Origin of the sequence: Amycolatopsis sp. cg5, assembly GCF_041346955.1 — a bacterium.
Classification (GTDB): Bacteria; Actinomycetota; Actinomycetes; order Mycobacteriales; family Pseudonocardiaceae; genus Amycolatopsis.
In genome coordinates this window covers 5,913,406-5,925,755 of the sequence record NZ_CP166849.1, presented here as the reverse complement: position 1 = coordinate 5,925,755, position 12,350 = coordinate 5,913,406, and the positions used below count along the sequence as shown (strand labels likewise).

Sequence of the window (12,350 nt, the reverse complement as noted above, 5' to 3'; positions counted from 1 at the left end):
GTCCACAAACGACAGCGAGGGTACCCTTTGTCGCTGCGTATTTTCGAGACCGATCCGGATGCAAAGCCCAAGGCGCGTTCCACCTTCGCCGACGACATCGTCGGCCGGTTCCGCTCGGGCATCCTGATTGGCCGCCGCCCGCAGGCTCTTTCCGAGTGGCGCGTGACGTCTGATGACCCGGACGTCGCCGACCGCATGGCCGAGCTGTACGGCGGCACCCCTGAAGAGTGGGACACCGACAAGTCCGACAACCTTCAGGTGATGACCGACTCCGCGAGCGTGTCCGTCGTGATCGAGGACGCTTCCGCGCTGCGCACCCGGATGGCCCTGTACGGACAGGCCGGGCCGATCCACATCTGTGACGGGGCGTACTTCATCGAAGGCCACCCCGAGGATGAGGAGATCGGCGAAGCCTGCGGGTGCCCGCGCGAGCTGGTCAAGCGTAAGGAACAGGCGAAGTCCGGCCGTGGCCCCAAGCCTGACATCCGGCTTCGCTTCCGTCTGGCGGACGACCCGGACCTTGGAATGTTCCTGTTCTCGTCTGGCTCGTGGTCGCTGGTGAACGATCTGCCGCAGATCGAGCGCGAGCTAGGCGCGGCGGACGGCCCGGTCAAGGCCGACCTGAAGTTGACCTTCGTCGAGTACGACACCAAGTCCGGCCGTCACGTCGAGTATCACCGTCCGGAGATCTCCATCAAGGGCGCTGCGTAAGCACGCACAACCTGCCCCCGGGGCTGTCCCACGTGGACAGTCCCGGGGGCCTTTCGTCGTTTCATCAGGTCTCGCCCGGCTTGTGGTGCACACCCCACGCCGGCCGCGGGGACCCCATGGGGTGCACACCCCAACCAAGGAAGAGGGGGAAGACAGTTCATGCACGTTGACGCGCTGCTCAAGGCGCTTGGGGGCGGGGCCGTGCTCGACGACAAGGGCGGGGTCCTGGTCGCCTGTCCAGCGCACGCCGACGGACGGCCGTCCCTGTTCGTCTCGCTCAAGCCGGACGGCCGGGCGCTCATTCACTGCCGCGCCGGATGCTCGACCGACGACGTTCTGAAGGCGGCCGGGCTCAAGACCGCCGACTTGTTCCGGGTGACCGGAGAGCCGACCCTGTCCGACGTCCCGCCCATCGAGCTCGACCCCGGAGCCGTGGCCGCGCTCATGCAGTACGTCACCGCCGCAGCGGCACGCTTCGCGGGCTCTGAGAGCGCCGTGTACGCACTCGACCGGTTCGGCCTGACCGAGGAGATGGGGAGGGAACTTCAGCTTGGCTACGACGACGGCACGGTGACCATTCGGGGCCGGGACTTCCGTACGCAGGCGTACACCGCTCACCCCCGGCTCGTCGTCCCGATGCTCGATTGGCACGGCTCACCGCGTGGGCTGCAAGGCCGTGACGTCGGCGGCGCGTGCCCGGCCCGGTGGGTGAATCTGGCGAGTCCGCAGGAGGGGATGCGGTGGAGCGCCACGGGCGTGTTTCGGACGTCGTCGAGCTTCGACACGGTGGTGGTCACCGAGGGACCCGGCGACGCGCTCACGGCCGTGGCCGCCGGATACACCGCCGTGGCGGTTCGGGGTGCGGGAGTGGCTCGTTCGGAGCGCGCGGCGCGGGAGCTGGTCGACGGCGCGGCGGACGGAGCCCTGTTCGTGCTCGCAGGAGACAACGACCGCAGCGGCCGGGACTTCAACGACGCGTTGGGCACGCACTTGGCCGCGCTCGGTGTCCCGGCCCGGGTGCTGAGCATCCCGGCGGCACACAAGGACTTGGCGGACTGGCGAGCATCGCAGGCCGCCGACTTCGCCGCAGCGCTGCACAAGGCCGTGTCCGACGCGCCCGCCTGGACGCCGACCGATCAGGCACCGCCGAAGATCCCCAAGCCGCGAAAGGAGCGCGTCCCGATGCAAGGCACCGACATTGCCAACGCCCGCCGGGCGCTCGACATCGTGGGGCAGGACACCGCCTATGTGGACGGCGTGGGATTCCTGACCTGGAACGGGAAAGTCTGGTCCGTGATGAGTCAGACACGGGAACGCGCCATCGGGCACCGGGTCGCCGACGCCATGACGGCCGAGCTTGCCGAGCTGCGGGAGAAGTTCGGCGACGAGTCGAGCATGTACAAGGAAGCGCTGAAGGTCACGCGCCGGATGCACATGGATTCCGGCATCCGGGCCGCGCTGGAACACCTGCGCACGATCACCGGCCGAGAGGTCGAAGACTTCGACGCCCGGCCACATCTGCTCACCTTCTCCAACGGCACCGTGGATCTCCGGACGGGCGAGCTGCGCAAGCACCACCGCGACGACCGGTTGACCAAGCTCATCCGGCAGGAGTTCGACCCGGACGCGCGGTGTCCTCGGTGGGAATCATTCTTGTCGGAGATCTTCCCGGGAGACCTGGAGCTTCCCGCATACATGCGGCGACTGATCGGGTACGGCATCACCGGGGAGACACGCGAACACGTCTTCGCCTTGCTGTATGGCCACGGCAGTAACGGAAAGTCCGTCTTCGTCAACACGTTGGCGGACGTGCTGCGTGGCATTACCGGGCACGTGTCACAAGCGGCCGTTGCCTACCAACGCAGCTACGACCCGGGCGCGGCGAACCCGGCCCTTGCCGCGCTGCGGGGTGTGCGACTCGCCGTGATGTCGGAGCTATCCGAGGGACTGCGGCTGAACGAGGCCCTGTTGAAACAGCTCACGGCAGGCGACCCGGTGACCGCGCGCGAGCTGTACAAGGGAATCTTTACTTTCGAGCCCACCGCGCTCATGCTCATGGCCACGAACTACCGGCCCGATGTGCGCGGCCAGGACGATGGTTTTTGGCGCAGGACAAGACTTATCCCGTTCACGCGCTCGTTTGGTGACGAAGACAAGGACCCGACGTTGGCGCGGACCTTGCTCGACGAAGCCCCGGGAATCCTCGCGTGGGCCGTGAAGGGAGCGGCCGAGTGGTACACGGGCGGGCTGCGGGAACCGGACTCGATCCGGGCCGCCGTCGCCGAGTACCGGCAGGAATCCGATCTACTCAACGGATTTTTGCCGGGTGTACTGGTGCGCGACCCAAAGGGATCGATCACGCAGAAACAAGCATGGGACGTCTTCCAGAACTGGCGCGATGAAGAGCAGGTCATGCAGGTGATGCGTTGGGGGCCAAGAGATTTCGCGCGCAATCTGGAGTCGCGCAAGGTAGCTCGCGCCAAGAAGACGGCGGGACAGACGCTCGTCGGTGTGCGCATGGCGCGACCGGATGAGATTCAGGCGGGTTAGCCCGCACAGCACATCAGAGCGGACCGGGTCACAAAGGTTTCCTTGTGGCCCGGTTCTTTCTGCGCGCCGGAAAGGGGGACGATGCGCGAACAGCTCTACCGCATTGCCGGTGACCCAGTCACGATCCGGATTCCCGAGACCTCCGAGGATCTCCGCGCGTTCCTGGATTGGTGCCGTACCAACCATAAGCGCCCGGTCGCGTTCGACACGGAGACGACCGGGCTCGACATCTTCACGCCGGGGTTCCGGGTGCGCCTGGTCCAGTTCGGCACCGGGCGCGACGCGTGGGTGATCCCGCTCGACGCGGCGGCCGGGCTTGGGCGCGCAGCCCATTCCGCGGTCCGTGAGGCGCTCGAATCGCTGCCGTATCTGTTGGCGCACAACGCAAAATTTGATGCGCTCGCCGTTTCGGTATACCTGGGCGTCGACTTGGTGGACCTGTGGGGCCGGATCACGGACACGCGGATTCTCGCGCATCTGCTCGACCCACGCGGCCCGCAGGACCCGGGCGGTATCGGTCATGGGCTCAAGCCGTTGTCCGCCCGGCATGTCGACCCGGACGCGCCGGACACGCAAACCGGGCTGTACGGCGAGTTCCGCAAGATCGGCCATACGAAGCACACCGGGTGGGCCGCGATCGCGTGGGACAACGAGCTGTACACCCTGTACGCCGGACTGGACGTCATCCTGACCGCGCGCCTGTTCGCGATCCTCGGGCCGCTCGCTCACGATGGCGGGTACGAACGGCTCTCCGAGTTCGAGCACGCCGTGGCGCTCGTGTGCGCGCGGATGGAAGCGCGCGGATTTCTGCTGGACGTCGAGTACACCGAAACGCTTGCCGCGCGGTTGCTCGCCGAAGCCGACGAGTGGACCGCAGCGGCCCGCCGGTACGGGATTACCTCGGTCAATGCGCCCGCGCAGATCTCCGCCGCGCTCGAAGGCATGGGCGAGATCCTCACGGAGACAACGGACTCCGGTGCGCTCAAGGTGGACAAGGAAGTGTTGCTTCCCTTGGCGGACTTGGACCGCAAGTGGCAGCGGATCGGGGCTCGTGACGCGAATCCGCTTGCGGATGCGGTCCTTCGCGCGAAGCGTGCGGCGAAGTGGAAGACGTCTTACGCGGACTCGATGCTTGCGCTTCGGGACTCCGGCGGCCGGATTCATCCGGACATCACGAGCTTGGCTGCCCGAACGGCGCGGATGTCGATTTCCCGGCCGCCGCTTCAGCAACTTCCTTCCGGGGACTGGGTGATCCGGCGGGCCATGCAAGCCGAACCCGGGTGCGTGGTCGGCACGGTGGACTACCAAGCCGTGGAAATGAGGATTCTTGCGGCGCTGTCCGGCGACGTGCAGATGACCGCAGCGATCCACGCGGGCCGGGACTTGCATGGCTTCACCGCCGAACTGATCTACGGCCCGGAGTTCACCGAGTACCACCGCAAGATCTGCAAGGGCGTGGGCTTCGGCAAGGTCTACGGCGGTGGAGCCGACACGCTGTCTCGGCAGACCGGGGCACCGCTGGACCAGGTGAAGGCCGCCATCCGGGCTTATGACCGGGTGTATGCCGGAGTGCGGCGCTACTCGAAGCGCTTGCAGAACCGCGCCGAGTGGGGAGCCAAAGAAGTCATCACGCCGTCCGGGCGGCGGCTCCCGCTGGACCGCAGACGGCTTTATGCCGCAACGAACTACATGGTCCAGTCGACGGCACGGGACGTGCTCGCCGAAGCCCTGTTGCGTCTCGACGAGCGCGGGTTGACCGACTACCTGCGGCTTCCGGTTCACGACGAAGTGGTGTTCTGCGCGCCGCGCGCCGACGCCGACGAGATCGGCCGGGAGATTCAAACGGCCATGGCGGTCGACGACTTTTTCGGCGTGCCGCTCACGACTGACTTGGAGATCGGCGGACGCACCTGGGGATCTCTCTACGGTGCCGCCGCATAAGAAAGGGGGATCAATGGCGCGTTGCCGCTGCGGCGCAACCGACGGTGTCCGCGTGTATCCGATGTGGCCGCGCAAGCTGGTCCTGTGCCGCTCGTGCGCCACCGACCACTTCAAGGCCCGCCGCCGACAGGAGACCGCGCGGGTACTCGCGGCCTACGGGGACGCGGACCGGGCCGCGCTGCGGGCCGAAGCGCACCACATCGCGCTCCGCTGTGAGGCCGCGTCCGTGTTGGGGTGCACACCACAGGCGAGTACTCGAGCCGGCCGCGGTGACCCCATGGGGTGCACACCCCAAGATGTGCGGGCGTGCCTGGACGCGCTCGCCGGGCAGGCCGTGAGGTACTTCCGCGAGTTCGCGGACCAGGCGTACAGGGCGTTCCCGAACTACCGGGATCGGCAACGCGCCCGGGGCCACGCCGTCCGGGCCGCTGAACGGGCCGTGTACGCGCTTCCCTATGACGTGCCGTGGCTGCGCAGGCTCTACCGCGACCGGTGCGCCTACTGCGGCGACAAGGCCGAACACCTGGACCACGTGTGGCCGCTCGTCCTCGGAGGGGACGACGCACCGTGGAACCTCGCTCCGGCCTGCGGGGCGTGCAACCTGTCCAAGGGACCGAAGACGCTCGCCGAGTGGCTCCCCGGCCGACTCGACGGGCTCCCCGCCGACAAGCGCGCGTCAGTGCGTGAGCTGTGGCGGGGGTGGGCCGCGTGACCGCCCCGACCGGGAAGGTGTGCGGGAGCTGCTCGACACTCCGGCCGCTCACCGAGTTCTACCGACGTGCTTCGAGCCGGGACGGCCGACGGGGCGCGTGCATCCCATGCACCCGAGTAGCCGCCGCACGCAGGCACCAGGCCACCCGGGATACCGCCCGCGACCGCCGCTACCGCGCTCGGTACGGGATCACGGCCGCCGACGTGGACGAGCTGCGGGCCGCACAGCGCTACCGGTGCGCGGTCTGCGGCCGACACGAAGACCGTCTTCCCCTAGGACTCATGGTCGACCACGACCACCTGTCCGGCACAGTGCGCGCCCTGCTGTGCCACTCCTGCAACGCGGGCATCGGGCACTTTCGCGAATCCCCGGAGATCCTGCGGGCCGCTATCGCGTATCTCGCGCGTGCGGATGAATTGCTAGCCATTGCCGACATTGAGAGGGATCAATGAAATGAGCATGAGAACCGATAGCTTTATCGCGATTGCCGCGCGTCTCCGACGGGCCGCCTTTACGTTCGAGAAGGCCGCCGGATTGGCTGACATGGCATCGGTAGCTGCCCCCAAAGCGCTGGTCTCGTCGTCACGCGACGGAGTTAACCGGCCGGTCGAGGACATCGTCTTGGCCCGCGAAGGGCGGGGGATGTACAGCGCTCTGGAGGCGACACGTCGTCACGCGGTGCAAGCGGTACTGCATGCCGAGACGGCTACCCGTCGAGCACACCACGCGGCGGACATGCTCGAAGACCGCCAGGGCGGCTCAGCAGAGGATGGAAGTTCACTCGAACGGCCTAGCAACTCAAGGTGACTCGTCCGTGATCGTCGTCACTTAGGCGGCGAGCTGCAATATGCGACCTGCAAAGTGTCCAACCCATCTGCGTTTCGAGCAATTGACAGGTATCGAACATAGGTTCGATTTACGCGCAGGTAGGCCGCAGTTTTCAGGATGGCGGCAAAGTGCCTATCGGGACCTTGTGCGGGTTTTGTGCGTCTTTTGTGCGCGCTTCCGAGCGTTACAGGTTTCGCGGAACTTTATTTCCTAGACATACGTTCGGCGACTCGCGCTAGCTTGATCATTCGAGGGTATGGGCGTCGGGGGACGCACGAAGGAGGAAGTGGTTTGACCACGGGCAACGCCCGGCAAAGTGAACTAGTCACTACGCTGCGTAAACAAATTGATGCGGGGAAGTCGGTACAGGCACAAGGTGCGGCGCTGTCGGGCCACATCGCACGGCTAGCAAGCAATACCGTCGCGGGCGAGGCGCACGCTGACCCGCGAACCGCTCCCGAACTGCTCGCGGGAGTGGCGAAGGGGGATCGCGCGGCCGAGCTGCCGCTGTACGTCCGAGTGGCGACCGACTTGGAGCGCACCGCCGCGAGGATCGCGGGAGACTCGGCACTCAGCCGTGAAGACCTTCACCAGGAAGGCGCTGTCCGCCTTCTCGAAGACGCTCGGTCCGGCCTGATCGGCGAGCGCTTCGGCGGCAACGTCGGCCCGTACATCGGGCGCGTCGTGAGCCGCTATCTCGTGGACCTGGTCGACTCGCAGCGCCCGGGACGACCGAAGGTTCCCGGGCGAGAGCGGCGCAAGCTTCGCGAAGCCCTCAACGCCACTGCGCGCGAAGACGGCACCTACAACACGATTGCGGCCGTTCAGTACGCACGCTCCCATTTCGGCTGGAGCCTCGCGGCATTCTGGGCGGTCCACGGATCAGCTTTCGGCACACCCGTTCAATGGGACGACACGGCGACGACGGCCGGGCTCACCTACGCCGACATGACCGCCGACCCAACGGCCACCGACGAGCTAGACCGAGTCGAAGACCGCGAAGACGTCCGGCGGCTACGGGAACGCGCCAATCTCAACGACCGTGAGCGCGAAGTCATTGATGCCGTGTGCGGGTTCACCGGTAGTGCCTCAACAAATGAGGAAGCCGCCGAATTGCTCGGGTTGTCGGTACGCCACGTACGCCGGTTGCGGTCGTCGGCACTCGAAAAACTGGGGATGGCCGCCGACGAAATCGGGATCACCCACGAAGGGCTCGCGGACGACGACGAATGCCCGGAAATAGTCGCGCCACGAACACCGTATTTCGACCCGTGTCGGGCTGCTTGAAACGCACAATACGAAGCTCAGGGGGAATTGAATGTACATTTACCGTTGCGCGACCGATGACGCCGACTACATCGGTTTGGCCTCATCGACGAACTCGGTATTGATCACGATCAACGAGGCAAACAGCACGGACGGCTACGCGGACGCGGCCGAGCTGGACCTCACCGGCTCTGACGCCCGCTTCGTCGCCGACAAGCTCCGCATCGTGCTCGCGGGAACCGGCAAGGCCGGAGAAGTCTGCGGGGTCTACGTCGGGCGGACCGAGTCGGACAAGGGCGTCCTGATCTCGGTAGGTGTCGACGGAGGAGGGAACCGCAGTGTCATCCTGTCCAGCGCTCAAGCGGCCGACTTCGCCGACCGTATGACCGTCACCGCGTCAGAGGTCGACGACCGCAGCACGGAAACAGCCACGGTCGACCAGCGTGCAGCATTCGCCGAGCTGACCCGGCGGGCCGCCGCGCTGAAGATCACGGCAACCGTGTTCGAGGTCGCAGAGGTCGACCTTTTCGACGCGGCAGAGTGGGTCGCAACCGAGACCGAGAGCGACGCCGCCGCGTGACGGCGTCCGTCACCCTGCAACGGGTCTCACCCTGCGAACACGGTGTGACACACCACATCGTCGAACTTCCTGCCGGAGCGGCCTTCTCGGTTCGCGAGTGCCGCACCAAGGCAGGAATGCCACGAACGCACGTCGTCACCACGGATCGGTATCCGCAGTCTGTGGAACGAAAGTAGGCGCGAGACCCGCTCCGCCTGGGGCGGGTCGCCTTCACCTTGGGGTGCACACCACGACCGGTCACCGCGGCCGGCGTGGGGTGCACACCACAAAGGCTTTGCGGTGCACACCACAAAATGCGTTTCGCTCTACCGACGAGTCTCAGAAAAATGAAACACAACGCGACGTCGGGGCGATATGGTGAGAGAGATAGATGGGGAATTGAGAGTGAGGAACATCCAGTGGCACAACGAGTAGCGGTCGAAATGGTGTGCGACATTGACGGCACCCCCGGTGCGGACACCGTGCTCTTCGGCCTGGACGGTCTGTCGTACAACATCGACTTGTCCGACGAGCGCGCCGTAGAACTGCGGGAGATTCTCGCACCGTATGTCATCAACGGCCGACGATCCGGCGGCCGGAGGGTGCGCGGCACCGGTACGCCCGTGGCGACAACGCCGCGCAGCGAGAAGCCGGGCCAGATGCGCGCATGGCTCCGCGCGAACGGACACCCTGTGTCCGACCGGGGCCGCGTTTCCGCTGACCTGGTGAAGGTCTACGAAGACGCTCACCGGGCACCGGAGCCCGTGAAGGTCAAGGCGGCTCGTAAGCGGCCACAACGCAGGCTTGCGGCCGTCAAGTAGCGCCAAAGGTGGTGCGGGCGCGCAGGGCCGCGCTGGTACCCTGAGCGCGTCTCGGGCAGGGACGGACTTACACGCCGGTTCTAGCCCGAGCGGGAAGGCCCTCTATCTTCACAGATAGGGGGCCTTTCTCTTAGTTAATTCTCTGACGTACAAGTAAAGTAACCTTTTGAGCGAACGGGACGATAGAAAGCCGTGACTAACACCCTGCCGAAGCTCCGCCGCCGGGCCGCTGCATTCGCCGCCATCGTGGCCGCTGTTCTCCTCACGTCCGCGTGCGGCAGTGAACCCGCTCCTGCCCCGGCCCCGGCTGTCTCGTCATCGATCCCGGCCACGCCCGCGCCCGCCGCCGACGCGGCGAGTATCGCACTCAGCGAACGTTTTCACGCCGACAACGCATCCGCGCCGTGGCGCGACAAAATCACCCTGGTAAAGCTCGACGGGGCCGCCGTCATCGTCATGTCAACCCTCACCAAGAAAGACAAGACGACCACGGTAGCGATATGCGAAGCCGCGCACGAGTCGGCCAAGGCGTCCAAGGTTGACTTTTACAGCGTCACTGTGCGCAGCGCGGAAGACCGCGCGCTTGCATACCAGAACGACAAGTACGGCCCGGAGAAGTGCCAGAACTGATCTCAGGCACAACAGAGGCCCCCTCCCCGCGCCGGGAGGGGGCCTCATGCCTGCGGTCGGGTGCTCACAACCGCCCAGCGATAGCCAATATCTCCTTCAGGACTGCGTCCTGCCTCTGCGTGAACTCGTCGAGTGACTCGCAGCCCGCATTGAATATCCGCTTCGCGGTGTCGACACCTTCTAGATTGACGCACCCAGTTATGGCGGTCTCGAAATCCACGAGCGCCTGGTTCCATTTTTCCATCGTGAGATCTAGTCCTCCGGTGACGTCGCCGTCTACCAAGTTAGCGACACGCAGAAGAGCGGTCCTTACGTCGCCACTGCTCACGCTGCATCGGGTGTAGTCGGTGCAGGAGACTCGCCGTCTGTCTCTGTGGCGGTGTAGTACATCTTGCTGAACGAATCCTCATCGGTCCGGCGAGGTTCTCCGAATACTCTTCCCGCGCTCCGAAGACGCCTGAGAGCCGAGTACAGGTCCTTATCGGGCATCTTTAGCTGCGGCCTAAGCACGTCGAACGTAGTGCCGTTGGGATACTTACAAAGCGCTTCCAGTACGGCGCGACACTCTGCGTCGATTGTCATTTCTCGTCGGTCCTCAGTTTCAAACATGCCGTGTTCAGATTTGATCTTCTGGCTTCAAGATATGCGGCTCTGGCCAACTTGCCGGGATCGCGCACAGCTTGTCACGCACGAATACGGGACGAGCTTTGCTTTCGTCAGGAATGTTCAAGGCTGCGATCATGATGCTTTCGGCTTGGCCGTGCAGGCTCCAGCAAACGAAGTCTGGCAAGAACGGGCTTCCATTCTCGACGCGCATGGCTCCGAAGGCCGAAGCGCTCTCCGGATTGCGAACGACCAGAACATCCGTGTACGAGCCTCGCTCAATCAACGCGCCAAGTCCCGTGAAGTCTTTGCCTACACCGAAGCAGCACAGTGTCCATCCGCGTTGGCGTAGAGCATCGAATTGCCCTCCCAGGTCAGGCACGGTCTACTTTGGGCTTGAAAGGAACTCGAAGTGTAGGCGCATCCATTCTTCGGGGATGCAGCCGTTCTTATTGTCCCGAAGCTCGATCACGGGTGCGCCAGGGGTTGGTTTCGGCAAGTCCAAGAGCGCGGAGAACACCACTTCGGATTGGCCGACACATGCCCACGCGACAGACGAAGGTTGGAAGGCGCTTGTCTCCCCGTCTGCCGTGAGCTTGAGGTTCGCGCGGTACGCGTTCGCGGTGTTATCACCATGGAGGGCGAATACGTCCGCGTACTCCTCGCGAAAATCGATGTAGGCCAAGCCAACGACCTCGGCTTCATTCCTGAAGCAGACTTTGGTCCACCTTTCATGTTTGAGTGCGTTCATCATGTCGTCGCTGTTCATTGCGAAATTCCAACCTTTGTGTTTTCTCGTGTGGTGCGTTGGTCGCGTTGTGTGGGGTAAGCCGGGATTTGTACGGTCATCTCGGTGGTCCGCTGCCTGGGAATGCGCGAACCGTTAAGTATGTGGTCTTTCACGTACGGCCCGACCCGGACAGTCAACTGCGGTGCGGCTTCCGGCGTGAGCGGCTCTTTCCAGCGTCGAGCGGACTCGGTGACCGCTTCCTCTCGGATGCGGGCAATGAGCTGGTCGACGGTTGGCCCGGACGAAGTGCGCGGATGTCTTCGACGCCACTCGACATAGACGCCGACCGCGCACGCAAGCGTGAACAGGCTGATCCCAACAGCCAAGCCCCAAGGATTCGGTACACGGTCGGTCATGAGTCCTCCACCAAGCAGAAGACTTCCGCGCCTGCAAAGCGGAGACGATCGAGTAGGACGTCTTGCAGAAACCCGTTTCTCGCCAAATGACGAAGGGTGGGGAGGATGACGTAACGGGCGTCAGTGCGCTGAATCTCTTCTAGAAGCTCATTGAACACATCGTGTACCCCGCACACGAATTCAGGGAAGATGCGTGCCAGGGCAAGGCCTCGGCGTACGGCGAAGAACCCAAATTCCAGTTCCATCCGCTTGACCTTGTCGTCCTCAATGTCGGGTGGGACCCGCATGTACGCGTAGGCGACTGGAGTGCTACTCGCTTCCGCGTTGACAACAGTCTGGCTAGTCAGAGTCGACGTCATGGCATCCACTTCGCCTCGTGCGCTCGCGCAAGGCGTGTTCGCGCGCTCGCGTCGCGATGATGAAGCGTCCTCACGTTCTTACCTCCCGCGTCGGTGCGGCGTGTGGAGGACGAAGGCACAGTCCCGTGCCGCTCGACTGACGGTAGGGAAGATCAAGAGCCCGAAGGGACAGTAAAGGGACAGTCCGTTCGGAGTACGTAACTCCCCGTTCGGGTTACGCAGGT

Annotated in this window: 15 protein-coding genes; 10 read left to right on the top strand and 5 right to left on the bottom strand. The window is 64.7% G+C overall.

Going from position 1 to position 12,350, the window contains the following annotated elements; genetic code table 11:
- Positions 1–27: 27 nt before the first annotated feature.
- The 10 genes from AB5J62_RS26235 (at position 28) to AB5J62_RS26190 (ending at position 10,018) form a co-directional block, all read left to right on the top strand.
- Positions 28–711 carry a hypothetical protein gene (locus AB5J62_RS26235; protein WP_370942587.1) on the top strand — a complete coding sequence of 228 codons (684 nt, stop codon included), beginning with the start codon at positions 28–30 and terminating at the stop codon, positions 709–711.
- 159 nt (positions 712–870) lie between these two features.
- A complete protein-coding gene (locus AB5J62_RS26230; protein WP_370942586.1) occupies positions 871–3,261 on the top strand; it encodes a phage/plasmid primase, P4 family in 2,391 nt (796 codons plus the stop codon).
- Between the two features lie 81 nt (positions 3,262–3,342).
- Positions 3,343–5,202 (top strand): DNA polymerase, encoded by a 1,860-nt coding sequence (locus AB5J62_RS26225; RefSeq protein ID WP_370942585.1) that lies wholly within the window; start codon positions 3,343–3,345, stop codon positions 5,200–5,202.
- A gap of 13 nt (positions 5,203–5,215) precedes the next feature.
- Positions 5,216–5,914, top strand: coding sequence for an HNH endonuclease (locus AB5J62_RS26220; RefSeq protein ID WP_370942584.1), 699 nt, complete (start codon positions 5,216–5,218; stop codon positions 5,912–5,914).
- The gene (locus AB5J62_RS26215; RefSeq protein WP_370942583.1) at positions 5,893–6,366 is read left to right on the top strand and encodes an endonuclease VII domain-containing protein; all 474 of its coding nucleotides are present in this window, start codon (positions 5,893–5,895) and stop codon (positions 6,364–6,366) included. The genes AB5J62_RS26220 and AB5J62_RS26215 overlap by 22 nt, the downstream gene beginning before the upstream one ends.
- Before the next feature lies 1 nt (position 6,367).
- Positions 6,368–6,721 carry a hypothetical protein gene (locus AB5J62_RS26210; protein ID WP_370942582.1) on the top strand — a complete coding sequence of 118 codons (354 nt, stop codon included), beginning with the start codon at positions 6,368–6,370 and terminating at the stop codon, positions 6,719–6,721.
- Positions 6,722–7,033: 312 nt separating this feature from the next.
- On the top strand, positions 7,034–8,029 hold the full coding sequence (locus AB5J62_RS26205) for an RNA polymerase sigma factor (RefSeq protein WP_370942581.1): 996 nt from the start codon (positions 7,034–7,036) through the stop codon (positions 8,027–8,029).
- Between the two features lie 31 nt (positions 8,030–8,060).
- Positions 8,061–8,588 (top strand): hypothetical protein, encoded by a 528-nt coding sequence (locus AB5J62_RS26200; RefSeq protein ID WP_370942580.1) that lies wholly within the window; start codon positions 8,061–8,063, stop codon positions 8,586–8,588.
- Positions 8,589–8,986: 398 nt separating this feature from the next.
- Complete coding sequence (locus AB5J62_RS26195; protein ID WP_370942579.1) at positions 8,987–9,388, top strand: Lsr2 family protein; 402 nt, start codon at positions 8,987–8,989, stop codon at positions 9,386–9,388.
- Between the two features lie 192 nt (positions 9,389–9,580).
- Complete coding sequence (locus AB5J62_RS26190; RefSeq protein ID WP_370942578.1) at positions 9,581–10,018, top strand: hypothetical protein; 438 nt, start codon at positions 9,581–9,583, stop codon at positions 10,016–10,018.
- A 64-nt stretch (positions 10,019–10,082) separates the two neighbouring features.
- Here AB5J62_RS26190 and AB5J62_RS26185 read toward each other — a convergent pair whose 3' ends face one another.
- The 5 genes from AB5J62_RS26185 to AB5J62_RS26165 all read right to left on the bottom strand — a co-directional run bounded on the left by AB5J62_RS26185 (position 10,083) and on the right by AB5J62_RS26165 (position 12,126).
- On the bottom strand, positions 10,083–10,346 hold the full coding sequence (locus AB5J62_RS26185) for a hypothetical protein (protein WP_370942577.1): 264 nt from the start codon (positions 10,344–10,346) through the stop codon (positions 10,083–10,085).
- A 288-nt stretch (positions 10,347–10,634) separates the two neighbouring features.
- Positions 10,635–11,003 (bottom strand): hypothetical protein, encoded by a 369-nt coding sequence (locus tag AB5J62_RS26180; RefSeq protein WP_370942576.1) that lies wholly within the window; start codon positions 11,001–11,003, stop codon positions 10,635–10,637.
- 3 nt (positions 11,004–11,006) lie between these two features.
- A complete protein-coding gene (locus tag AB5J62_RS26175) occupies positions 11,007–11,390 on the bottom strand; it encodes a hypothetical protein (RefSeq protein ID WP_370942575.1) in 384 nt (127 codons plus the stop codon).
- The gene (locus AB5J62_RS26170; RefSeq protein ID WP_370942574.1) at positions 11,387–11,767 is read right to left on the bottom strand and encodes a hypothetical protein; all 381 of its coding nucleotides are present in this window, start codon (positions 11,765–11,767) and stop codon (positions 11,387–11,389) included. The genes AB5J62_RS26175 and AB5J62_RS26170 overlap by 4 nt, the downstream gene beginning before the upstream one ends.
- On the bottom strand, positions 11,764–12,126 hold the full coding sequence (locus AB5J62_RS26165; protein WP_370942573.1) for a hypothetical protein: 363 nt from the start codon (positions 12,124–12,126) through the stop codon (positions 11,764–11,766). Before AB5J62_RS26165 ends, AB5J62_RS26170 begins: the two co-directional genes overlap by 4 nt.
- Between the last annotated feature and the right edge of the window lie 224 nt (positions 12,127–12,350).

Coding starts and splice junctions, on each gene's coding strand:
- AB5J62_RS26230 (WP_370942586.1), top strand. CDS start 871: ATGCACGTTGACGCGCTGCTCAAGGCGCTTGGGGGCGGGGCCGTGCTC.
- AB5J62_RS26225 (WP_370942585.1), top strand. CDS start 3,343: ATGCGCGAACAGCTCTACCGCATTGCCGGTGACCCAGTCACGATCCGG.
- AB5J62_RS26220 (WP_370942584.1), top strand. CDS start 5,216: ATGGCGCGTTGCCGCTGCGGCGCAACCGACGGTGTCCGCGTGTATCCG.
- AB5J62_RS26210 (WP_370942582.1), top strand. CDS start 6,368: ATGAGCATGAGAACCGATAGCTTTATCGCGATTGCCGCGCGTCTCCGA.
- AB5J62_RS26200 (WP_370942580.1), top strand. CDS start 8,061: ATGTACATTTACCGTTGCGCGACCGATGACGCCGACTACATCGGTTTG.
- AB5J62_RS26175 (WP_370942575.1), bottom strand. CDS start 11,390: ATGAACAGCGACGACATGATGAACGCACTCAAACATGAAAGGTGGACC.
- AB5J62_RS26170 (WP_370942574.1), bottom strand. CDS start 11,767: ATGACCGACCGTGTACCGAATCCTTGGGGCTTGGCTGTTGGGATCAGC.
- AB5J62_RS26165 (WP_370942573.1), bottom strand. CDS start 12,126: ATGACGTCGACTCTGACTAGCCAGACTGTTGTCAACGCGGAAGCGAGT.